At 34.7% G+C, this 25,255-nt stretch carries 19 protein-coding genes and 1 riboswitch; of the genes, 2 read left to right on the top strand and 17 right to left on the bottom strand.

The features are described from left to right. Positions 1-72 precede the first annotated feature (72 nt). Positions 73-1,347 (bottom strand): kynureninase, encoded by a 1,275-nt coding sequence (gene kynU / locus V5J73_RS12700; RefSeq protein WP_338646327.1) that lies wholly within the window; start codon positions 1,345-1,347, stop codon positions 73-75. 182 nt (positions 1,348-1,529) lie between these two features. Between kynU and V5J73_RS12705 the strand changes: the two genes are divergently transcribed. Beyond that, on the top strand, positions 1,530-2,264 hold the full coding sequence (locus V5J73_RS12705; protein ID WP_338646328.1) for an SIMPL domain-containing protein: 735 nt from the start codon (positions 1,530-1,532) through the stop codon (positions 2,262-2,264). 205 nt (positions 2,265-2,469) lie between these two features. Here V5J73_RS12705 and queA read toward each other — a convergent pair whose 3' ends face one another. From queA to V5J73_RS12770, 13 genes are all read right to left on the bottom strand, one after another. Then, positions 2,470-3,519, bottom strand: coding sequence for a tRNA preQ1(34) S-adenosylmethionine ribosyltransferase-isomerase QueA (gene queA, locus V5J73_RS12710; protein WP_338646330.1), 1,050 nt, complete (start codon positions 3,517-3,519; stop codon positions 2,470-2,472). 148 nt (positions 3,520-3,667) lie between these two features. Then, positions 3,668-4,891 carry a 3-phosphoshikimate 1-carboxyvinyltransferase gene (gene aroA, locus V5J73_RS12715; RefSeq protein ID WP_338646331.1) on the bottom strand — a complete coding sequence of 408 codons (1,224 nt, stop codon included), beginning with the start codon at positions 4,889-4,891 and terminating at the stop codon, positions 3,668-3,670. A 126-nt stretch (positions 4,892-5,017) separates the two neighbouring features. Next, positions 5,018-5,344, bottom strand: coding sequence for a nucleotide pyrophosphohydrolase (locus tag V5J73_RS12720; RefSeq protein ID WP_338646332.1), 327 nt, complete (start codon positions 5,342-5,344; stop codon positions 5,018-5,020). A 2-nt stretch (positions 5,345-5,346) separates the two neighbouring features. Next, positions 5,347-7,356, bottom strand: a complete 2,010-nt coding sequence (locus V5J73_RS12725; protein WP_338646333.1) for a DUF3857 domain-containing protein — start codon at positions 7,354-7,356, stop codon at positions 5,347-5,349. 3 nt (positions 7,357-7,359) lie between these two features. Then, on the bottom strand, positions 7,360-9,375 hold the full coding sequence (locus V5J73_RS12730) for a DUF3857 domain-containing protein (RefSeq protein ID WP_338646334.1): 2,016 nt from the start codon (positions 9,373-9,375) through the stop codon (positions 7,360-7,362). Between the two features lie 4 nt (positions 9,376-9,379). Beyond that, positions 9,380-11,287 carry a DUF3857 domain-containing transglutaminase family protein gene (locus V5J73_RS12735; RefSeq protein ID WP_338646335.1) on the bottom strand — a complete coding sequence of 636 codons (1,908 nt, stop codon included), beginning with the start codon at positions 11,285-11,287 and terminating at the stop codon, positions 9,380-9,382. Positions 11,288-11,336: 49 nt separating this feature from the next. Further along, on the bottom strand, positions 11,337-11,789 hold the full coding sequence (gene dtd, locus V5J73_RS12740) for a D-aminoacyl-tRNA deacylase (protein WP_338646336.1): 453 nt from the start codon (positions 11,787-11,789) through the stop codon (positions 11,337-11,339). A 37-nt stretch (positions 11,790-11,826) separates the two neighbouring features. Beyond that, entirely contained in the window at positions 11,827-12,804 is a 978-nt protein-coding gene (gene rsgA, locus V5J73_RS12745) for a ribosome small subunit-dependent GTPase A (protein WP_338646337.1), read from the bottom strand. A gap of 199 nt (positions 12,805-13,003) precedes the next feature. After that, positions 13,004-14,086 carry a bifunctional 3-deoxy-7-phosphoheptulonate synthase/chorismate mutase type II gene (locus V5J73_RS12750; protein WP_338646338.1) on the bottom strand — a complete coding sequence of 361 codons (1,083 nt, stop codon included), beginning with the start codon at positions 14,084-14,086 and terminating at the stop codon, positions 13,004-13,006. 84 nt (positions 14,087-14,170) lie between these two features. Next, on the bottom strand, positions 14,171-15,028 hold the full coding sequence (locus V5J73_RS12755) for a prephenate dehydrogenase (protein ID WP_338646339.1): 858 nt from the start codon (positions 15,026-15,028) through the stop codon (positions 14,171-14,173). 176 nt (positions 15,029-15,204) lie between these two features. Next, entirely contained in the window at positions 15,205-16,350 is a 1,146-nt protein-coding gene (locus V5J73_RS12760) for a pyridoxal phosphate-dependent aminotransferase (RefSeq protein ID WP_338646340.1), read from the bottom strand. 24 nt (positions 16,351-16,374) lie between these two features. Then, positions 16,375-17,202: a prephenate dehydratase gene (locus V5J73_RS12765; protein WP_338646342.1), complete on the bottom strand. Its 828-nt coding sequence runs from the start codon at positions 17,200-17,202 to the stop codon at positions 16,375-16,377. Positions 17,203-17,590: 388 nt separating this feature from the next. Further along, on the bottom strand, positions 17,591-18,844 hold the full coding sequence (locus V5J73_RS12770; protein ID WP_338646343.1) for a dicarboxylate/amino acid:cation symporter: 1,254 nt from the start codon (positions 18,842-18,844) through the stop codon (positions 17,591-17,593). 147 nt (positions 18,845-18,991) lie between these two features. Between V5J73_RS12770 and gldA the strand changes: the two genes are divergently transcribed. Then, the gene (gene gldA / locus V5J73_RS12775) at positions 18,992-19,888 is read left to right on the top strand and encodes a gliding motility-associated ABC transporter ATP-binding subunit GldA (protein WP_338646344.1); all 897 of its coding nucleotides are present in this window, start codon (positions 18,992-18,994) and stop codon (positions 19,886-19,888) included. A 68-nt stretch (positions 19,889-19,956) separates the two neighbouring features. Here gldA and metF read toward each other — a convergent pair whose 3' ends face one another. The 3 genes from metF to V5J73_RS12790 form a co-directional block, all read right to left on the bottom strand. Further along, entirely contained in the window at positions 19,957-20,913 is a 957-nt protein-coding gene (gene metF / locus V5J73_RS12780; protein ID WP_338646345.1) for a methylenetetrahydrofolate reductase [NAD(P)H], read from the bottom strand. 80 nt (positions 20,914-20,993) lie between these two features. Then, complete coding sequence (gene metH, locus V5J73_RS12785) at positions 20,994-23,672, bottom strand: methionine synthase (protein WP_338646347.1); 2,679 nt, start codon at positions 23,670-23,672, stop codon at positions 20,994-20,996. Positions 23,673-23,841: 169 nt separating this feature from the next. Then, positions 23,842-24,843, bottom strand: a complete 1,002-nt coding sequence (locus tag V5J73_RS12790) for a homocysteine S-methyltransferase family protein (RefSeq protein ID WP_338646348.1) — start codon at positions 24,841-24,843, stop codon at positions 23,842-23,844. A 264-nt stretch (positions 24,844-25,107) separates the two neighbouring features. Then, positions 25,108-25,226: riboswitch (SAM riboswitch) on the bottom strand. Between the last annotated feature and the right edge of the window lie 29 nt (positions 25,227-25,255).

Here is a 25,255-nt window from a genome sequence, read left to right on the forward strand (position 1 = left end):
CAAAGAAACGTCAAAATCGCTCTAAAAAACTTATACAATTAAAACAACTTCTTATATAATTCAATGTTCGAATTATTTTAGAATTCCCGATTTCAATATTTGTCCAAAATGATACATATCCTCAAAAGAACAATATAATGGAACTGGTGCTAAACGAATTACATTAGGTTCACGCCAATCCGTAATCACCCCATTTTTCATAAGATAATCAAACAAACTGCGTCCTTCCCCATGCAGTAGCACTGATAATTGTGACGCTCTTTCTGATGGATTTGATGGCGTAATAATTTCGAAAGTACTATCGACTTCTTTGTCTATTTCGTGTAGAATGAATTCTAAATAGGACGTTATCGCATCTCTTTTTTGAATTAAAGCCTCCATTCCTATTTCATCAAACATTTCTACAGATGCTAAATAAGGTGCCAGCGAAAGTACCGGTAAATTGCTTATTTGCCAACCATCGGCTCCATGAATTGGGTCAAAAGTTTGTTCCATCTTGAAACGACGTTCTTTATTATGTCCCCACCAACCCGCAAATCTTGGCAACTCAGAATTGTTGTGGTGTTTTTCGTGAATGAAACAACCAGAAGCATTTCCAGGACCTGAATTCATGTATTTATAACTGCACCAAGCTGCAAAATCCACATTCCAATCGTGCAATTCCAGTTTTATGTTTCCTGCAGCGTGTGCTAAATCCCAACCTACATAAGCACCCGCTTTATGGCCAGCTGCCGTTATGGTTTTCATGTCAAAAACTTGTCCTGTGTAATAATTGACACCGCCAATTAAGACCAAAGCCAACTCATCACCTACTTCTTCAATTTTAGCCAAAACATCCTCTATGCGAATGTTGTGTTCTCCTTCACGACGCTTGATTTCAACAATAGCATCTTCTGGTTTGTATCCATGAAAATGAACCTGACTTTGAAACATATATTGATCCGAAGGAAATGCTTTTTCTTCGCAAATGATTTTATATCTGGTCTTTGTTGGTCGGTAAAAAGAAACCATCAATAAATGAAGATTTACTGTTAAGGTGTTCATCACCGTAACTTCACTTGGAAGTGCACCCACAATTTTACTCAACGGATTTGCAAATCGTTCATGGTAATCCCACCAAGGTTTTTCACTGTAAAAATGTCCTTCAACAGCGAGGTTTGCCCAATCATTCATCACCTCGTCTACATACGCTTTAGTACGTTTAGGCTGTAATCCTAATGAATTTCCAGTGAAATAAATCACTTTTTTTCCATTTACCTGCGGAAAAATAAATTCGTCTTGGTATTTATGTAATTGATCTTGTGAATCAAGTTTTTTTGCAAATTCAAGGGTATTTTCGAAAGTCATGATTTGTATTTTGATTTGTAAAAGTAGTAAAAAAGGAGCGATAGATAAAAGACTTTTGAATGATTGGCTACCTATACAAGAGTTAAATTTTCGAATGGAAAAAAATAGTTCCCAATTCCTATACGGAATTAAGAAACTACTCGTTATTTAACTACATTTGATTGAATTTAAAATTCTTAGCTATGCTTAAAAACAGTTTTAATGTTATCATTATTGCCATCGCCGTGGTGATTTCCTCGTATTTGTTTTCGAATGCATTTCAGAATCGAAACAAAAGCAACGACACCATAAGTGTAACAGGATCAGGAAAGAAAGATTTTGTATCGGATTTGATTGTTTGGAATGGTTCCTTTTCTAAAAAAAGTATGACTTTGAAAGAAGCCTACGCTGCATTAGATGCTGATAGGGAGAAAATAAAAAGCTATTTATCAGGCAAAGGAATACATTCAACTGAAATGGTGTTTTCGGCGGTAAATTTCAATAAAGATTTTGAAACGACTTATAACGAAAACGGAACGACAAGACAGCAAATTTTCACTGGATTTACCTTAACTCAAAGTGTGAGTATCCAATCTAAGGAAGTAAATAAAATTGAAGAATTATCGCGACAATCGAGTGAATTGATCAACTCAGGTGTGGAATTTTATTCTTCTCCACCTGAATATTACTACACTAAACTAGCTGAACTAAAAATAAAAATGATTGCCGAAGCTACGAAAGATGCCAGTATCAGAGCAAAAAGTATCGCTGAAAATGCAGATGCCAGTTTAGGAAATCTAAAGAAATCAGACATGGGCGTTTTTCAGATTACAGGTCAAAACTCATCGGAAGATTTTTCTTATGGCGGTTCCTTTAATACGCAATCCAAAAACAAAACGGCTAATATTACAGTGCGATTGGTGTATCAAGTGAATTAGGAATACAAACCTCTTTTATAAACAGAACGTCGTGTGAGGGATGGAAGCGGCATCCTTTATTTTCTTTCTTTAAGAAAATAAAGATACAGTGTATAGCCCGACCCGCTTTTTCAGCGGGACACACCCAAAATATTTAGGCTCAAACAAAAAAATCTCGCCAGTACTGACGAGATTTTGTTATTTAGAATAGGATGTAATTCAGAGATTAAATAATTAACATCGCGTCACCGTAAGAATAGAATTTGTATTTTTCTTCTATGGCTTCAGCATACGCTTTTTTCATTAAATCGTGTCCGCAAAATGCTGAAACCATCATTAATAAAGTTGATTTTGGGGTGTGGAAATTAGTAATCATACACGTTGGAATCGTGAAATCATGAGGAGGAAAAACGAATTTGTTTGTCCATCCGTCAAACGGATTCAAGGTGTTTTGTGACGACACTGAACTTTCAACAGCACGCATAGAAGTAGTTCCTACGGTACAAATGCGTTTCTTTTTAGCTTTGGCTTCATTCACAATATCACACGCTTCTTGAGTAATTTTTAATTCCTCAGAATCCATTTTATGTTTTGACAAATCCTCAACCTCAACTGGATTGAAAGTTCCTAAACCTACGTGAAGTGTTACTTCGGCAAATTTAATTCCTTTGATTTCTAATTTTTTTAATAAATGTTTCGAGAAGTGCAACCCTGCAGTTGGCGCTGCAACAGCTCCTTCTTCTTTAGCATAAATAGTTTGGTAACGTTCCGCATCTTCTGGTGTTACATCTCTAGAAATGTATTTTGGGATTGGAGTTTCACCAAGTTCTGTTAATTTATTTCTGAATTCTTCATAAGAACCGTCGTAAAGGAAACGCAAAGTTCTACCACGAGAAGTAGTGTTGTCGATAACCTCTGCTACTAACGAATCGTCATCTCCAAAATATAATTTGTTACCAATTCTAATTTTACGAGCTGGATCAACTAAAACATCCCAAAGTCTTTGCTCAGAATTTAATTCTCTAAGTAAAAAAACTTCGATTCTTGCTCCAGTTTTTTCTTTGTTTCCATACAAACGCGCTGGAAAAACCTTAGTATTATTCAAAATTAAAACATCGCCGTCATCAAAATAATCGATAACATCTTTGAACATTTTGTGTTCTATAGTTTGTTTCTTACGATCAATAACCATTAGACGCGCTTCGTCTCTGTTTTCAGCTGGATATTCAGCAAGAAGTTCTTTAGGTAAATCGAATTGGAAATGTGATAATTTCATATTAAATTTTAGATTTTAGATTTTAGATTTAGGATTTATACGAATCCAAAAAATCTTTCAGCTGCAAATATACGATTGTGAGATAGGCGTTGTCAAGTGTTTTGCTGTTTATTTTCAAAAGTCGTTGATTCACTAGTCGTTACACGTTTTATTTTTCTGAAATTTCAAAACCTAATTTTTTCATGTCTTCCCAAAAATCAGGGTATGATTTAGAAACTACCTCTGCATTTTCGATGATAATTGGTACTTTTAAAGCTAAAGGCGCAAATGCCATTGCCATTCTATGATCGTTATACGTAGCGATTTTCACATTATTATTAATTGCTTGTGAAGCTCCTAGCGTCAAGCTATCATTAGTTACGGTAATATTTGCACCCAATTTTGTGAGCTCAATTCTAAGTGCTTCGAGGCGGTCCGTTTCTTTAATTTTCAAGGTGTGAAGTCCCGTAAGATGGCAACCAATTCCTAGCCCAAGGCAAGTCACCACTATAGTTTGAGCAATATCAGGTGTGTTATTTAATTCTAAATTTAAAGTCTCCAGTTTAAAATCAGGTAGTTTAACCAAAGTCATTTTGTTTCCTTCAAAATGCGTTTCAACACCCATTTGTTTGTAGATTTCAACCAAAGCTGAATCGCCTTGTAAACTGGTTTCTTTATAACTCGTCAATGAAATAGAAGCTTTTTCAGTCAAAGCAACTAAACTAAAAAAGTACGAAGCAGAACTCCAATCGGATTCTACAGTCATTACTTTTGATGTTACTTCTTCTTTTGCATAAACAGTAATCACATTTCCTTCAAAACTGGTTTTAATGTCTAAATCATTCAGCAAAGCCAAAGTCATTTTGATATATGGAACCGAAGTGATTTCTCCTACCAAAGTGATTTCGATACCATTTTCCAGTTTTGGCGCTACTAACAACAATGCCGATATGTATTGACTGCTTACATTGGCAGGAATAGAAACCTTAGAAGCCGTGATTTTTTGTCCTTTGATTCGAATTGGTGGATACCCAACTTCCCTCTCGTAGGAGATTTTTGCACCCAATTGTTCTAATGCTTCCACCAAAACTTTTATTGGACGCTCCGTCATTCGCTGAGAGCCAGTCAAAACTACTTCTCGACCTTCATCAACTGCAAAATAAGCCGTTAGAAATCGCATCGCAGTTCCAGCATGATGAATATCTACGATTTCCTCGTTTCCTTTCAGCGCTTTTTGCATGACTTCACTATCATCTGAGTTAGAAGTATTGGCCAAAGTGATACTAGGAAAAAGTGCTTGCAACAATAGCAGTCGGTTGGTTTCACTTTTAGAACCAGTAATTGCAATTTGAGCTTGTAAATTAGAATGTGAAGTTTGTAACAGTAAATTCATGTTTGTAATTGTGAGTTATGAACTATAAGTTATGAAGTATCGACTTTGATGAAGATTTTTACTCCAATACTCAAGAGGTGCAATTTACCACTCCTCCTTTATAATTCATAATTTAAAATCCACAAATTATTTCAGTTTATCGTTATTTTTGTGACGATCTTTATCTCGAATAGATTTTAAATCCATTTTTTTATCGAAAGCCGCTTGTAAATCAATTCCTGTTTGGTTTGCCAAACACAATACCACAAAAACCACATCAGCTAATTCCTCGCCAAGGTCCTTGTTTTTGTCACTTTCCTTTTCGGATTGTTCTCCATAACGACGGGCTATGATTCGGGCTACTTCACCTACTTCTTCGGTAAGTTGTGCCATATTAGTCAGTTCATTAAAGTAACGAACGCCGTGTTCTTTTATCCAAGTATCTACGTCGAGTTGGGAATTTTTTAAGTCCATGATTATATTTTAATTAATACTATTTTCTCATTTTGTTTTTCAATCATTTTTTGATAGAACTCTTTTAATTCATTGTAAAAATTGGCGTTAAAAATAACTCCATTTATTTCTTCACTAATTACTAACTGAATCTTATTTCCTACCAACGAGGTATTAATACTAAAAACAACTTCTTTCCCTACAGTAGCTATCTTCATTGCTTTCGGTAACGATTCTACACCATAACCCTCAGGAATATCTATATTAATACTGTATTTGTTATGTTTTGGATATCCAAAATAAATCGGCATTTGTCTTTGCTCTTGAACAAACGGATTTTTATTCAGTGTGAAAAATAGCATCGGATTGACAAACATCTTTCCAGCTATTATTTCGCAATGATTAGCCGTAGCAAAAGTAAAACTTTCCGTTACTGGTTTTTCTAAATCCGCGTCTTTGTTTTCTATTGAATAATCACTAATCTCTATTCCGTTCCAATCATTTTCTAATTTTTCAAGATAACTTTCTTCATTAAGCTTTGAAAATTTTTCTCTAAAATTAAGGGCTTCATACATGGTATATTGCACTCTAAACTTACCGGTAACTTTTCCTTCTGGATTTATAGTGGCTAGTATATTGTAATTTTTTTTAGATGGCAACTCTGGCACTAGATTAATTTCCTGTGAAGTTCCATCTTTTCTAATAAGCCTACCCTTCCAGTTTAACACATTTAAAGGCAAAACATTGGGGCTTGTGTATTTATTTGTAGCATCAAGCAAGATCTGTTTTCCTTCAACCTCTGCAACTGCAATTACATAGTTAAAAACGGTTCTGTTTGGATATTCTGGAACTCCATATTCTCGTGTACTCACTAAAACTGGATTAGCATTAATTCCTGCCAATTTCAACATGTTAATTAGTATGAAATTTATTTCTGCGCTATTTCCCACTTTATTAGAATACCCTTCTTTTACACCTTTGTCAGTGTAATAACTATTTTCTTTATTCCAATTCATTTTTTGTTGTACAAATTTAAAAATGAGAAGGAGTTTTTCTGATGCCGTTTTTGTGCCAGACTCCTCGCTTTTTAAAATTGCTTTTAAATCATTCAGAAAGTACAATCCTTGATCTAGCTCTTTCCCGAAATCTTTGTTTTCAAAAATTGTTTTAGCCACTCCTGCCCAAGTCACAGCATAGTCTTTTACAGGCTGCTCATAGAATTGCGTTTTTTCCAATTCATGCTTAATCGAAAAGCGATAATTTTGAAGATTGTCGATAAAAGGTTCACTCTTTAAAGCAGGAATATCATAAGCACTATACTTGCTGATTAACTGTTGAAAGTTGACAAATTTACTTCTGGTAGGATCATTCTTATTGGCATAATTAAAACTTCCTAAATCTACTTTTTGTTCTGTTTTTGGTTGTAAAAAACCATTTACAATCGCTTGATAAATAAAGAAACCTGGGATTTCAGTACTGTATTCTGAATAGTTTACAGGGATTTCATACTGAAAATCAAACCGTGGAAACTTTACAATGTTTTCTGACTTTAAAATATATTTAAATTCAATAACAGATCCAACTTTTACATTTGGCAATGTAATTGAAGCCTCTTTCCAATATTCATTAACCTTAGTATTAAAGCTTCCTTCACTATTTAATTTAGTTTTAACTACTGCTCCATTCTCCAAATTATAAGTAATCGCATTGGAAAAACGAACAGAATCATCATTACTTCCTTCATATCCCACATAATATGGCGTCTGAAAACTGGCCCAACTTAATCCTTCTTTTTTATAAATTTTAATCCGAATCTGAAATTCGGTATGTATAGTAAAGCCAACTTTTTCATCATATTTAAAAAAAGTTTTTGCCTTATTGTATAAAATAGCTGCCACAGCTGTTGTATCTTTAGGATGGTACTTTTCCTTGAGTTCAAAAACGGATACTTTTCCTAATTCAAAATTTTGAGCATTTAAATTTGTAAACGAGAACGCAAAACAAACAATAGCTACTAATTGCTTTATGTTCATTTATTACACTTTTTTCAGTACAATTTTCTCATTTTGTTTTTCAATCATTTTTTGATAGAACTCTTTTAACATTGAATAATATTCTGCTGTAATGATTGGTACATTTATTTGATGTGTAATCACTAACTGAATAAAATTCCCTGATGCATTTATCACAAATTTAAAACTACCCAAGCTATCCTGCATATTTAAAAGTAATGGCGTTGGGATTGTTTCCACTTTGTATCCGTCTGGAATTTTAATCGCAATATTGTATTTATCAACAAAAGGAAATCCATAATCTATTGGATATTCTCTAATTTCTTGTTTGAAGGGATTTTGTTCTACAGCAAAAAACAACATTGGATTGATATAAATTGTACCGCCAATAATTTCGCTAAAATTAGTACCTGAATACGAAAACGTTTCTACAACTGGTACTTTTAAATCCTTTTCACTAGCTCTTGAATATTCATTTATCTCAATTTTATTATTTTCATTCTCTAATTTTTCAAGATAAACGTCCTCTTTTACATCTCCAACGTTACCTCTAAAAATCATTGCATTATAATCCGTTCTTTGGCGTTTCAGATTACCAGAAACCTTTCCATTAGCATCAATTTCATAGTTCATCATTACTACATCATTAGATGGTACTTTAGGCATTAAATCTACTTCTATCGAAGTACCATCTTTGCGTATCAATCTTCCTACCCAATTCAAAACTCTTAATGGCAAAATATTGGGAGTGGAAAATCGATCCGATGCATCTAGTAATACAAGACCACTTGACATTTCAACTGCAGCGATTACATAATTAAAAGCAGTTCTATTAGGAAATAGTGCAATTCCATTTGAACGAGTACTCACCAAAACTGGATTAGCTGTAAGGCCTATATGCCTTAGCATAGCAGTTAACATTAGATTGATTTCGGCAACATTTCCAGTTTTATTTTTGTATGCTTGTTTTACACCATCATTACAAGAATACCCATAGTAATCATTCCATTTTACTGTAGTTTTGACATAATTCAACAGTGCAGAAATCTTTTCTTCTGGTGTATTTAATCCCGCAATTACTGACTTTAAATCCTCTTCAAAATAACCTGTTTTATTCAATTCAGCGCCAAAATCATCATAATCATAAATTGTCTTAGTCACAGATGCCCAATCAGTTGATAAGGTTTTATAAGGTTGATTTGGAAATTTCACTACAGAAAGTTCATGAGAAATACTTGTTGAGTAGTTTGAAATATTGTTAACATAAGCTTCGTCTTTCATAGCCGGAAGATTTTCTACAAGGTAAACAGTTCTTGTTTCTAAAAACTCTAACTTTTCTTGTGAAGTAGAACTAGTTGTACTCTCTCCAGGTCGTGCTTCCGGTCGATACGAGTAGCTTAAAGATTTATTGCTTTTTTCTGTAGTAATTTTAGGAGAGACAAACCCCTTTAGATTTGGATTATAGACAAAATATTCTGGGATAGAGGTTTTAAATTCAGAATAATTAACAGGAATACTGGATTGAAAATTCCACTCTGTCAACTCACTAAACCGTGATGAGCGAATTTTATATTTGAATTCAACAACAGAGCCTACTTTTATATTAGGCATCGTAATTTTTTTTTGTCCCCAATATTTGTTTACCTTACCTTCAAATTCTCCATCACTTTTTAGTTTTGTTTTCTCTATTTTACCATTTATTAAATTATAAGTAACGGCATCAGAGAAGGACACTGTTTCTTTTGCATTGCTACCAATGTAATATCTCACTTCTTTATTTGCCCAATCGTATCCTTCTTTTTTATAGATTTTAATACGCGTTATCACTTCGGTGGTCATCACAAAACCATCATTTTGACTGTACTCAAAATCTACTGCTCCTTTTTCAAAAAGAATAGCAGCTACAGCAGTAGAATCTAGGGGATGATTTTTCTCTTGAAGTTCTTCAACTGAAACTTTACCTAATTTAAATTCTTGCGCATTACTTTCAAAAAAGACTAAAGAAAAAAAGATAATAATGAAAAATTGATTGTACTTCATGGTTTTATTGGTTTTTGGTTAGAATAATTTTGGCATTATCATTTTTTGAAATTTGCTCTATAAAAAGACGGTATTCGTCATATTCTTTATTAGAGTATAATCCTTTTTTTATAAATAAGGTTCTTTTGTACACTAAATTAGCGGCATCTTTTTTTACTATTTCTGTTTTATAATCTCCAAATTTTGTGCGCAACTCAAAGGATTCTGGAAGAAACTCAATACTAAAATCAGTAGGTAATGCAACTTCAATTTCGTCAGTATCTATATATCCTCTTGATATTTCAAATGGATTTTTACGGTTGCGAATTCTTTTTACATTTCCTGAATATTGATTGTATGCATTTATAGTAACCATCATTTTGTTACCCGAGACATTACCATAATTGATAGCATTAACCGTTACATTCTCTGTCAAACGAACGCTTTCTTTATCATTCTCAAGGAGCGTTTTTTCGATTTTAAGATTATTGATATTACTCCAATATTGCTTATAATGAGCCTCTTTATCATTAGGTTGCAATTTTTCTAGTGAAGCTTTTCTATTGTATTGAGAACCTGTTGATACTATACTAATTTTCCCAGAAAAACTACCTTTATCATCAATACTGTAACTTCCTTTGCTGCTTTGAGAATTATCCTTGTTTTGATATACTTTAGTATGTATTATTTCGCCACCATCAGGTTTCATTACAACAACATCTCTATCATCCGTAAAGTTTGCTTGAAAACCAAAGGGATCATCTTGACTTGTACACTCTAAAAAAATACTTTCAGTTTCATTAGGAACGCACAAAATAACATGATTCCCTTGAATTGAAAAAAAGTCTGCTTCAATATTCCTTATATCTCGATCACCATATAATTCAGTATAATAAGAAGGAACACCCACAACTTCTAATAAGGCTCTAGTATAATTAGACAATGCCTTGCAATCCCCGTAACCAAGTCGATCTACATCACTAGCCAACATCGGCTTAAATCCGCCAATCCCAACTTGAACACTTACATATCTTGATCTTTCTTGTACAAACTTGTAAACAATTTTTGCTTTTTTAATGGGATCAGTTTCTACACCTATTATTGCTTTAATTTTCGATTTGGTTTCATCACTTAAATTAGTTGTCCCTATTAAAATATTATCCGAAAACCACTTCCCGTATTCTTTCCAATTTTTTGCAGTCCCATCTACACCTTCAAGATTAAAACTCTCTAATCCCATCATTACTTTAGGAAAAACTTTGGAAATCGGTGTATAATCCTCATATTTTTGCGCGACAACATTTGATACAACATACTGCAATTGCAAAGGTGTATCAACTACTCTTTTTATATTAAAATTATAAAAATTGAATTCTTTCTTTCTAAAACCAAGTGTTGATGGAAAAAGTACGTTAATGGTACTTTTTTCAATACTAACATTATAATCTGAAATCACAGACCAAGTTGGAATAAAAGCAGTGTTAGAGGTTTCTATTTCACTTTCAAAAACAATCGTAAATGGATACTGAGTTGGAGTATATTCTAAATAAATAAAACGTGCATCCGAAAATAAAGTATTTCCTCCTGAGGAACTTTGTTCTTTAAAATCTTTTCTTTTTATTTTCTTGATTTCATTCCCAAATGCATCATAAACAACCGCTTCTATTGCTTTTACAGTTCTTCTCTTGTCAAAGTTTTCAATTGCATCAACAGCACTAAGCCCTTTTTCATTTAAAACCGTTACCACTCTTTTAGTGGTTATATTCATGCTTCTTTGAGAAGCAATGGCAATATCTAATTGATTTAAACGAACTACAGCATTAGCATTTTCTTTTAAACTATCAGGAATAGTTAAAGAGGTATATTCTACCTTTTGAGCAAAAATAATGGTGGTAAAAAACAAAAGCAGGAAAGAAACATATTTGACAATCATAAAAAATTCTTTTCATCAAAAATATAAGAATTTTTCGATTAAAGAAAAATTAACCTCTATTTTTACTATCTATGATTATAGTAACTGGACCGTCATTCAATAAAAGCACTTTCATGTCAGCACCAAACACACCACTTTGAACGGTTTTACCCAATTCGCTTTCCATCTGATTTATAAAATTCTCATACAAAGGAATAGCGATTTCTGGTTTTGAAGCTTTAATATAGGAAGGGCGATTGCCTTTTTTGGTAGCAGCATGCAGTGTAAATTGGGAAACTACAATCATTTCGCCATCAATATCTTTTACAGATAAATTCATCACCTCATTTTCATCACCAAAAATGCGGATGTTCGTAATTTTATTTACCAACCAATCAATATCTTCTTGATTATCGGCATCTTCAATTCCAACTAAAACCAATAATCCTTTCTGAATATCGGCTACAATTTTAGTATCTATTGTTACTGAGGCGGAGGAAACTCTTTGGATTACAACTTTCATTTTTAAATTTCAAATTGTTTTATAAAATTGGAGATTCTTATTCTCTCGTTTTATCACTAATTATTCTATCCTCGTTATGAATATCAGTACGATAATGCTCATCGTCTCCTTCCAGAATTTTAAGGTAACTTCTGTAGCGCGACCATGCGATTTCATCTTTTTCTAAAGCAGCTTTAATAGCACAATGCGGCTCGTCTTTATGCAAACAATTATTGAATTTACACTGATCTTTCAATTTGAAAAACTCAGGAAAATAACCACTGATTTCTGCTGGATCCATATCGACAATCCCAAAACCTTTGATTCCCGGAGTATCTATAATCTTGGCATCAAATGACAAATCGTACATTTCAGCAAAAGTGGTCGTGTGCTGTCCTTGCTTGCTTGCCTCAGAAATTGTTTTTGTTTTTAAATGCAAAGAAGGCTCCATTGCATTTACTAAAGTTGATTTCCCAACACCGGAATGTCCTGAGAACATGCTTACTTTACCAATCATCATTGCTTTCAAATCCTCAATTCCTTTCATTTCTGTCGAAGATACACGCAAACATTTGTATCCTATTTCCTGATATACATGCTGCATATACAACTGTTCATCAAGCGTAGCATCATCAAAAGTGTCTATTTTATTAAAAACCAGTATCGTTTCAATTCCATATGCTTCAGCAGTAACTAGAAAACGATCAATAAAATTGAAAGTCGTTGGTGGATTATTGATGGTAACCAGCAAGAAAACCCTATCAATATTAGACGCAATAATATGCATCTGATGCGATAAATTCACTGATTTACGCACGATATAATTTTTCCTGTCATGAATTTTATGAATGGTTCCCGTAACTGTATCTGATGTTTCTTCGAGTTCATAGTCTACAATATCGCCTACAGCAATAGGATTGGTACTCTTAATTCCTTTCATACGGAATTTACCTTTCATACGGCATTCTATAAAATCACCTTGTTCTGATTTTACAGTGTACCAACTTCCTGTAGATTTGTATACTAGTCCTGTCATTTAGGATTTTTGATTGAAGATTAACGAATTTAGATTTCTGATTTAAAACCTAAGACTTTGCAAAGGTAAAATTTTGTTTCAAGTTTAAAGTTTAAAGTTCAAAGTATTTGAGACTGCTACAAAAACAAAATCCCAAGACTGTAAGCCTTGGGATTTAATAAAAATCTAAATTTTACGTTTTCAGAAATCTAAAATTATTTTAAACGTTCACAATTTTTTCTTGGTGACCAATACTTTCTTGGTGGATTGCTTTGAACATTCTAAGAACAAACTCTTCTGTCAAACCTCTTTTTTCTCCTTCAAGAATCATTTTTCCTAGAATTTCATTCCAACGGGTATTTTGCAAAACAGCAACGTTAGCATCTTTTTTAACCTGACCTATTTCGTCAGCTACTTTCATACGCTTCCCTAACAAGTCCAATAAATTCGTATCCAAAACATCAATGTTTGCTCTTAATTTTTTCATCTTCTGAGTGTACTCATCAGACACGTCGTCCTGTTTTCTCACTCTCAAATCTTTAAAAATTTGCTTCAATGCATCTGGTGTAACTTGTTGTGCTGCATCACTCCAGGCATTATCAGGATCCGTATGAGTTTCGATTATCATACCATCATAATTTAAATTCAACGCTTCTTGTGTAACTTCAAGAATCATGTCTCTGTTCCCTGTAATGTGGGATGGATCAATAATCAAAGGTAAATCAGGAAATTTATTTTGCAAATCAATTGCAATTTGCCATTCTGGAATATTTCTGTATTTTGTTTTTTCGTATGTAGAAAAACCTCTGTGAATTACTCCCAATTTTTTGATTCCAGCAGCATATAAACGTTCTACACCACCCAACCATAAAGCCATATCAGGGTTTACCGGATTTTTTATCAAAACTATTTTATCTGTCCCTGCTAATGTATCTGCAATTTCCTGAACAGCAAATGGATTTGCAGTTGTGCGAGCACCAACCCATAAAACATCAATATCATATTCCAAAGCCAATTTACAGTGAGCTGCAGTAGCAACCTCAGTTCCCATTAACAAACCCGTTTCTTTTTTGGCTTTTACTAACCATTTCAACCCTATTTCTCCTACTCCTTCAAACCCTCCCGGACGCGTTCTTGGTTTCCAAATTCCAGCTCTAAAAATACTTACATCTGAATCTTTCAATTCATGTGCTATCTTCAACACTTGCTCTTCTGTTTCAGCACTACAAGGTCCTGCAATCACTAATGGATGAGATAAATTGAATTCATTCAACCAATTTCTCATTTCTTTCTTGTTTTCCATCTTTTCTAAATTTTATTTTTTATTATGTGTTGTTCTTCTTTTAAAACTGTTTACTTAAGACAATTTCTGTCTATTGAAAACGGCCTATTTTTTTATATTTATTCCGTTTAATATTTCTTTTATTTTATTGACACTTTGCATTTCATTGTAAATCGCATCGTAATCTTCTTTTTCCAACAGTTCTTTAAATTTTGATAAATTCGAAATGTATTCCTCTAGTGTTTTTACAACCTGCTTTCTATTTTGTTTGAAAATTGGCGTCCACATCGCTGGAGAACTTTTCGCCAATCGAACCGTGCTTTCAAAACCGGAACCAGCCATATCAAAAATATCCTGCTCGTGTTTCTCTTTATCAATAACCGTTTTCCCAAGCATAAAAGCACTTATATGTGATAAATGTGACACATAAGCAATGTGTTTATCATGCGATTTTGGATCCATATAACGGATTCTCATTCCCATTTCGGCAAAAAGTTCCAACGCCTTTTCTTGTAATTTGAAAGCTGTTCGCTCCACCTCGCAAATAATATTCGTTTTTCCCTTAAACAATCCTTTTATCGCTGCCGAAGGTCCTGAAAATTCAGTACCCGCAATAGGATGCGTGGCAATAAAATTTCGCCTTTTGGGGTGATTTGAAACTGCCTCACAAATAGGTGTTTTTGTTGAACCTACTTCAAAAACAATCGTATTGTCCCCAATAGAATCCAAAACTTTTGGCAAAACCGTCAACGCAACATCAACAGGAACCGAAACGATTACAAAATCGGCATCGATTAAATCATCAAAAGTTACGCCAGCATCAACAACTCCTAAAGCAATTGCTTCTGCCAAATGGCTTTCATTAGTATCAATCCCATAAATTGTGGCTTCCGGATACAGCGTCTTGATATCCAATACCATCGAGCCGCCGATCAATCCTATTCCTATTACAAATACTTTCATTTTTTATTTTTTTGAGCTAATCCTGCTATTCGTTTCAATATTTTATGCCGAACCCCGGCATAAAAGGATTTCCACTACTATCAGGGCTAGGAAACCTCATTTTTTCAGAACCTTCTTGTTTTTACAACCTTTTCTAAACCTCTAAGCTTTATAAAAGATTACATCTTTTTGGAAATCTAAAATCTATCAATTGCTTCTTGAACTTTCTCTTCTTTTACACAAAGTGCAAATCGAATATATCCTTCTCCATTTGAGCCAAAAATAGTTCCCGGCGTAATAAAAATTGATTTTTCGTATAATATCTTATCAATAAAATCTTCAGCTGATGTGATTCCGTCCGGTAATTTCGCCCAAACAAATAATCCAACACCTTCTTTGTACACTTTACATCCTAACTTCTCAGCTAATTGTTCCGCCAAAACTCTTCTTTTTTGGTAAACGGCATTCATCGAATGAAACCAAGATTTGTCGCTTTTCAAAGCTTCTATTGCTCCCTTTTGAATCCCGTAAAACATTCCGCTATCCATGTTGCTTTTCACTTTTAGAACTGCATCAATGCAAGCTGCATTTCCCAGAAGCATTCCAACTCTCCAGCCCGCCATGTTGAAAGTCTTACTCAAAGAATTCAATTCTAAAGCCACGTCTTTTGCGCCTTCCACTTGCAACAAACTCATCGGGTTGTCGTTCAAAACAAAACTATACGGATTGTCATTGACTAACAAAATGCTGTGTTTTTTGGCGAAAGCCACCAAGGTTGAAAACAACTCCAAACTTCCTCTCGCTCCTGTTGGCATGTGCGGATAACCAATCCACATTATTTTCACTTTCGATAAATCCAATTTTTCCAAAGCTTCAAAATCCGGTTCCCAGTTATTATTTTCTTTTAAATCATAATACACTGGAATTGCTCCCACTAAATTCGTAACCGAAGTGTACGTCGGATATCCTGGATTTGGAATCAATACCTGATCGCCTTCATTCAAAAAAGCCAGCGAAATATGCATAATTCCCTCTTTGGAACCCATCAAAGGCAAGATTTCGTTAGCCGGATTCAACGCAACTCCGTAATTATTTTTGTAAAAATCAGCCATGCCTTGACGCAATTCCGGTAATCCTTGATAACTTTGGTATTGATGCGCATTTTCATCTTGCATTGCTAGAACCACTGCATCAATTACCGCTTGTGACGGTTGCAAATCCGGACTTCCAATTCCCATATTAATAATGGGTTTCCCTTCAGAAGCCAGTTGTCTTACTTCTCTCAATTTTGAGGAGAAATAGTATTCTTCAATTATATCTAAACGCTTAGCGGTTGTAATCATGGCTTTAATTTTTTCTATAAATCTTTATTGCTTTGTATTTTTATATTCACCCAATACTTTGAAATATTCCGCCATAATAATCAATAGTGACTTTGCTTTTGCATAATCTTCGTATCTTTCGAAAGTTACATCAACAAAAAACGAATATTTCCAAGGTGTTTCAATTTTTGGTAACGATTGAATTTTGGTTAAATTCAATTTACAATCACTCATTACATTTAGTACTGCCGCTAAACTTCCACGTTTGTGATCCAATTCAAATTTGATGGAGGCTCTGTTTATTTCGTTTTCAGGGACAAAAGAATTGTCCTTTTTGATAATCACAAAACGAGTCATATTGTTTTTAATCGTTTGAATTTCCGGAGCCAAAATCTCTAAATCATACATTTCCGAAGCTGTTTTACTAGCAATTGCAGCAATTCCTTTCAACTGTTTTTCCTGAATTCTACGTGCCGTTTCAGCAGTATCTTTGTCTTCGACTAATTTTATGTTTGGGTATTTTTTCAGGAATTCCATACATTGCAAAATTGCCATGGGATGCGAATGTACTTCTTGAATATCCTCTATTTTTTGACCTTTTAAGGCCATTAGATTCTGATGAATTCTTAAATAATGTTCTCCTATTATGTGCAAATTATTTTTGTCAATCAATGCATAATTCGGAATAATTGGGCCTGCAATAGAATTTTCTATCGCCATAACTGCCTGATCTGATTTCCCAGAAAGCAGGTTATCTACTAATTCTTCAAAGGATAAACATTCATCAACAATAACTGCTTGATTGAAATATTCCTGCGCCACCTGATGGTGAAAAGAACCCGTTATACCTTGTATTCCAATTATTTCATTCATTTTACACACTTTTAAGCAAAAAAAAATCCCGATTTTCATCGGGATTGTATATTTATAGTATCAATTTAATTTTATAATCAAATAACCATACAACAATCCCTTTCTACTTTCCAGAAGAAATAATAAGAGTTGCTAAAATAAAATCGGTTACTCAACATGTTGTTGTTTTTTGTATTAATTACTCTGCGAATGTATACATAATTTCCAGCTAACCCAAAAAAAAAGCTGATTTTATTGAACAAAAAAGGGATTCGCTAAAAAACTGGTTATTAATTATGTAATAATTAAAAAAAGGCTTTTAAAATATTTTTTAATCAGCGTGTCTTTATGATTTTCGGAAATTGAAATATTCTTTTTCCAGAATTTTACCTTTAAAATCTAACCTAAATTACGCCACTAACTTTTCAGTAAGCCATTTTTTCCCTTCCGAAATTCGAGTTACCATCATTGCCGACACTAAATCACCATTCGCATTAAGCAAAGTCGCCATTGGATCTACTAAAGTTCCCACAATCATTGCTGCCGGAAGCGCTTGTTCCATTGGAAATCCATAAACGGTTATCGCAAGGATTTCTCCTATGTAACCTCCGTTTGGAATTCCGCCTTCAACTACTGAAACAATTACTGTAATTCCCAAAGCCATTAATATAGTATTAGGATCCGTTAAATCTTTTCCAAACATGGCAAAAATAACCGCAATTTTTATAATGGACGACATACTCGAACCATCTTTATGTAACGGAGCTCCCAGTGGAATAACTACATTCCTGATGTGAGCCGGGATATTCATTTTTTGAGCACCTTCCAGATTGGCAGGAATTGTCGCAATGCTGCTGCAAGTTCCCAATGCTGTTAAGGAAGGAGTAATATTGTTTTTCCAAAATACTTTAAATCCTAATTTTCCTCCGGCGATAAATGCATACAAACTAAAAAACACGACAAAGTAAAAAGCACAAACTGCATAATAAAGTCCCAAAGGTTTTGCATAAGCGCCAAATAATTGCGGTCCAAAAATCCCAACCTGATACGCAAAATAAGCACCTAATCCTATTGGAGCCGTTTTCATGATGATGTGTAACAATTGTTTCATCACTTCATTACCTGAATTCAAAAACCGACTGAAATCTTTCCCTTTTTCGCCCGATTGTAAACTGGCAAATCCTATTAAAAAAGAAAATATGATTAGTGCTAACATATTTTTGCGAGATAACAATTCAAAAAAGTCCCCTGCCGTTAGCAATTGAGTAATTTGAGAACCAGCTGAACTTTCCTGAATAGTTTCCAATGGAAGTTTTGAGATGATGATATCTTGCTGAATGGGAAATAACAAAACAGCAACTAGCATCAAAATAGCCGAAATCAGTACCGTACTTAAAAACACGCCGATAACAATTACAAATAATTTTCCAAGCTTCTCCGTCTTTTCTAAATTAGCAATCGAATACGCAATCGTAAAAAACACCAATGGAATAATTGCTGTAAACAATAAATTCAGAAATATATCGCCCAAAGGCTTAATCACTTCTACTCCTTTTCCAAAAACTAAACCCAATATACTTCCTGCCAAAATTCCGCCAAGTAGTAATAAAATACTTTTGTAGTTTTTCAAGAAACTGCTTGATTGTGTATTTTTCAAATTCATATTTATATTGTTTAGGTAAATATATAAATCTAAAATAGAATATCATCTCGCTTTGTAAAACTTTGACAAAGGTCTTTTTAGCTATTGGGCTACAAAAAACAATAAATCAATACTTTTTCTGTTTACTTTTGCAACAAATAAAATTCCATGTCAATAGAAGTAAATAACATATCAAAAAGTTACGGTGCCCAAAAAGCATTGGATAACATTTCATTTTCTATAAAAAAAGGAGAAATCGTTGGTTTTTTAGGTCCAAATGGAGCCGGAAAATCAACTTTAATGAAAATATTGACAACCTACATCAATGCCGATGAAGGCACTGCAATCGTAAATGGAAATGATGTAAATACACAACAAAAAGCAGTGCAACTTTCTATTGGTTATCTTCCAGAACACAATCCATTGTATTTGGATTTGTATGTGAGGGAATATTTGGCTTTCAATGCTGATGTGTATAAAGTAGCCAAATCCCGAATCGAAGAAGTAATTCAACTGACCGGTTTAAGTACCGAAAGTCATAAAAAAATAGGGCAATTATCCAAAGGATATCGCCAGCGCGTAGGTCTTGCCAACGCTTTATTACACAATCCAGATGTTTTGATTTTGGATGAACCAACTACAGGTTTAGACCCAAATCAATTGATGGAAATTCGTAATGTGATTAAAAACGTAGGGAAAGACAAAACTGTTTTCCTTTCTACCCACATTATGCAGGAAGTCGAAGCGATTTGTGACCGCGTTATCATCATCAATAACGGTAAAATTGTTACCGATAAAAAACTGGACAACTTAATTTCCGAGGATAAAGAACAAGTTATTGAAGTAGAATTCGATTATAAAGTCGAGGAACAACTGATTGCTAAAATCGAAAATCTTGTCTCTTTTAAAAATACGCATGACATGATTTGGGAATTGACTTTCAAAGCCGATAAAGACATGCGCCCAACTGTTTTTGATTTTGCGAATGCCAATGGTTTGAAAACCTTGCAGCTGAATCAGAAAAATAAAAATCTAGAAGCTGTATTTAGAGAGATTACGAAATAGTTACAACAACAAAAAGCTCGTTTAAATCCAATTTTAAACGAGCTTTTTTTATGAAATACGATTGAAAATTAAAAAACCTTACTCGCTATTTGTCGGATATTTTCTGATTTCCCCATAGAATAATAGTGTAAAACTGGAACTCCAGCTGCTTTTAATTCTAGTGATTGTTGAATCGCCCATTCGATTCCAACTTGTCTGATATCCGCGTTGTTTTTACATTGATCTACCGCATGAATTAAATCTTCCGGCAAATCGATTCTGAAAATTTGTGGTAAAACTTGTAAGTGTCTTTGGACTGCAATTGGTTTAATTCCTGGAATAATTGGAACGGTAATCCCCATCTCTCTGGCTTTTGCAACAAATTCAAAGTATTTAGCATTATCAAAAAACATTTGCGTCACTACATAATCTGCACCAGCATCCACTTTTTCTTTCAGTCTTTTCAAATCTGAAATTAAAGACGGAGATTCTAAATGTTTCTCCGGATATCCCGCAACTCCAATACAAAAATTAGCTTTGTTGTCAACATCCATCACGTCATGCAAGTATTTTCCGCAATTCAATTGGTTAATTTGCTTGACCAAATCAACAGCAAAATCATTTCCTCCTTGTTTAGGAACAAAAGACTGCTCATCTTTCATCGCATCACCACGCAAAGCCATCACATTATCAATTCCCAGATAATGACAATCGACCAATAAATATTCGGTTTCTTCTTTGGTAAAACCCCCGCAAAGCACATGAGGAACTGTATCTACATTGTACTTATGCTTGATTGAAGCACAAATTCCAAGTGTTCCAGGACGCATTCTGGTCAGTTTTTTTTCCAATAAACCATTCCCTTTATCGACATAAATAAACTCTTCGCGAGAAGTAGTTACGTCTATAAATGGTGGTTTGAACTCCATCAACGGATCAATATTATCGTATAATTCCTGAATGCTTTTTCCTTTTTGAGGCGGAATAATTTCGAAGGAGAATAAAGTTTCTCCTTTTGCAGCTTCTATATGTTGTGTTACTTTCATTTAAGTCTTAAAGTTTGAATGTCAAAAGTCGAAAGTCACGTCCTTTAGACTTTATGACTTTTGACTTTACGACTATGTTTTTAATCCGCAATATTTGGATTTAACCATTTCATGGCTACTTCTGTTGAAACACTTCTTCGTTTGGCATAATCAATAACTTGGTCTTCTTTTATTTTTCCAAGTCCAAAATACTTACTTTCCGGATTTCCAAAATAATATCCTGAAACCGATGAAGCCGGCCACATCGCCATACTTTCCGTTAAAGTCACTCCTATTTCTTGTTCTACATTTAGTAATTTCCAAATCGTTGGTTTTTCTAAATGGTCAGGACAAGCAGGATAACCTGGCGCAGGACGAATTCCTTTGTACACCTCTTCAATCATTGCCTCGGTAGTTAAATTTTCATCAGCAGCGTAACCCCAAATTTCTTTACGGATTTTTTCATGTAAATACTCCGCAAAAGCTTCAGCAAAACGATCTGCCAATGCTTTCACCATAATCGAATTGTAATCGTCTAAATCTTTTTCAAATTCAGCTGCCCATTCATCCACACCAAAACCGGTCGTTACACAAAACGCTCCCATATAATCCGTTTTACCGCTGTCTTTCGGAGCAATAAAATCCGACAATGCAATATTTGGAGCTCCTTTCGTTTTTTGTGATTGCTGACGCAGCGTCAAGAATTTCTCTAGTACTTTTCCGCTTTCATCACGCAATTCGATGTCATCATCATTCACTTGATTCGCTGGAAAAATTCCGTAGATTCCTTTAGCTGTCAGTTTCTTTTCTTTCAAAATAACGTCTAACATTTCTTTGGCATCCGCAAAAACAGAAGTAGCTTGTTCGCCAACAACATTATCCGTCAATATCGCAGGATATTTCCCAAACAATTCCCAAGTTCTAAAAAACGGTGTCCAGTCAATATACGGAACCAAAACATCCAAATCGACTTCGATTGTTTTTGTTCCAATAAAATTAGGTTTCATTGGGTTGTAATTATCCCAATCTAATTTCAGTTTATTAACACGAGCTTGCTCAATCGTCAAGAAATTTTTGTCGCGTGAACGATTCAAAAATGTCTCTCTAAAAGCATCATATTCTGCCCTAATGTCACTTGCATATATTTTCTTTTCACTATTCAATAAATTTCCGGCAACCGTTACCGCTCTCGAAGCATCATTTACGTGAATCACAGTTGATTTATATTGTGGCGCAATTTTCACGGCAGTGTGCGCTCGTGAAGTCGTTGCTCCACCAATCATTACCGGAATTTTTATATTTCTTTTGTCTAATTCTTTAGCTAGATACACCATTTCATCAAGCGAAGGTGTTATCAATCCGCTTAAACCAATAATATCAACGTTGTGTTCTATGGCTGCCGCGATGATTTTCTCTGGAGCAACCATTACCCCTAAATCAATAATTTCGTAATTGTTACAAGCCAAAACAACCGAAACAATATTTTTACCAATATCGTGTACGTCGCCTTTTACCGTCGCCATTAATATACGACCTGCAAAACTTGAAACACCATCTTTTTCTGCTTCAATAAATGGCAATAAATAAGCTACCGCTTTCTTCATGACACGCGCTGATTTTACCACTTGTGGCAAAAACATTTTACCTGATCCAAATAAATCTCCAACGACATTCATTCCTGCCATTAAGTTGATTTCGATTACTTCGATAGGTTTTGTTGCTGCAAGTCTGGCTTCTTCAACATCAATTTCTATAAATTCATCGACTCCTTTTACTAACGAGTGCGTCAATCGTTCCTGAACAGTTCCCGAGCGCCATTCTTGAACAGTTTTTTCATTGCTTTTTGTATCTCCTTTTACATTCTCAGCAAAGTCCAACAATCTTTCCGTTGCATCATCGCGTCTGTTTAAGATCACATCTTCAACATGTTCTAACAAGTCTTTTGGAATGTCATCGTAAATAGTAAGCATTTCTGGATTTACAATTCCCATAGTCATACCATGTTGAATTGCATGGTACAAAAAAACCGAGTGCATCGCTTCCCTAACCGTGTCATTTCCTCTAAACGAAAACGAAACATTACTCACACCACCACTAATATGCGCATGAGGAAGATTTTCTCTTACCCATTTGGTTCCTCTGAAGAAATCCAATGCGTTCAATCGGTGTTCTTCCATTCCTGTTGCAACAGGAAAAATATTCAAATCGAAAATAATATCTTGCGGAGGAAAACCAACTTTGTTTACCAAAATATCATACGAACGTTGGCAAATTTCTATTCTGCGTTCGTAATTATCCGCTTGACCTACCTCATCAAAAGCCATAATAATTGCCGCAGCTCCGTAGCGCTTAATCAATTTAGCGTGATGGATGAATTGTTCTTCCCCTTCTTTCAACGAAATCGAATTTACCACACTCTTTCCTTGCACCACTTTTAATCCAGCTTCGATAATATCCCATTTCGAGCTGTCAATCATGATTGGCACTCTGGAAATATCAGGTTCAGCAGCGATTAAATTTAGGAATTTTGTCATGGCATATTCGCCATCCAGCATTCCTTCATCCATATTAATATCGATGATTTGTGCGCCACCTTCTACTTGTTCTTTTGCAATGCTAAGTGCTTCTTCGTATTTTTCTTCCTTGATTAATCGAAGAAATTTTCTAGAACCTGTAACATTCGTACGTTCACCAATATTCACAAAAACGCTTTCCGGCGTAATGATTAAAGGCTCTAATCCCGATAAAACAAGGTTTCTTCTAGTTTCTGCTTGTGCCATTTTTTATTTTGTTTGATCCTTCACGATTTCAGCAAACGTGTAGGTTTCGTATATCTTATTAATATTTTTGGCGTGACCCAAAAGGGTCGGGCTATTCGCTGCAAGTCCTCGCTCTTCCTTCGTCAGGCTGTGGGCTTTTCACTGCTATCCCTCACGCGGGCATTCTTACTTACATTGTTGCTGTTGATACTCTAGGTTTATACTCCTTTGCGATATCAGCAATCAACTTGATGTGTTCTGGCGTTGTTCCGCAACAACCGCCTATGATGTTTACTAAATTATCGTCCAGATATTCTTTGATGAAGGCTTGCATCTGTTCTGGTGTTTCATCATACTCTCCAAAAGCGTTTGGCAATCCTGCATTAGGATGCGCTGATACATTGAATGAAGTATTTTGCGACAACGTTTGCAAATAGGGCTTCAACAAATCAGCTCCCAAAGCACAATTGAAACCTACGCTCAACAATGGAATGTGTGAAACCGAAATCAAAAAAGCTTCTACGGTTTGTCCTGAAAGTGTTCTTCCTGATGCATCCGTAATGGTTCCGGAAACCATGATTGGAATATCGATATTGCGTTCGTCTTTGACTTCTTCAATGGCGAAAAGTGCTGCTTTTGCGTTTAACGTGTCGAAAATAGTTTCTACTAGAAGTAAATCACTTCCTCCGTCAATTAAGGCTTCTACTTGTTGTTTATAAGCAATACGCAAATCATCAAACGTCACGGCTCTATAACCCGGATCATTTACATCTGGTGACATGCTCGCCGTTCTGTTTGTTGGTCCTATTGAACCGGCTACAAAACGAGGTTTGTCTGGATTTTTAGCTGTAAATTCATCGGCTACTTCACGGGCGATTCGTGCCGATTCATAGTTGAGTTCATACACCAAATCTTCAAGATGGTAATCGGCCATTCCGATGGTAGTTCCAGAAAAAGTATTGGTTTCAACGATATCCGCTCCAGCTTCAAAATAAGCTGCGTGAACTGCTCGTATTGCTTGTGGTTGCGTGAGTGACAATAAATCGTTGTTCCCTTTTAAGGAATGTGGGAAATCTTTGAAACGTTCGCCTCGAAAATCTTCTTCGGAAAAATTGTAGCGTTGTAACATGGTTCCCATGGCTCCATCTAAAACAAGAATCCTTTCTTTTATAGCCTTTTGAATGTTTGACATAAGTGTTTATTTCTTGCAAATCTCGATACGTATTGAGATTCGTTCTTTTGATTAATGATTACAAAAGTTCACAATATTAACTCTTTAGCCCCGATGGAAACGGCATCCTTTTGTGCCGGGGTTCGGCATAAAAGATAAAGTGTACAGCGGGAAGATTATCAGCAAAAAAGCCTGATAATTCGCTCCTAATACTGAAATAAATTCAGTGGCTAAATATCGATATGTTGTCAAGAAAAGGTTTGAGAAATACTAGTGCGTATTCGTGTGTTATCTATCTTAGATACTGAAACTGTTCAGTACAAAGTAGAATGTAGCACCTTCTTTAAAGATAAAGGGTTGCTAAGGTTTCATTGGGTCTTTCCCTCCGCCTTTCGTGATAACTTTCAATAAATATATGAACAGTGCAAAGTAA

Source organism: Flavobacterium sp. KS-LB2 (assembly GCF_036895565.1).
Lineage (GTDB): Bacteria > Bacteroidota > Bacteroidia > Flavobacteriales > Flavobacteriaceae > Flavobacterium.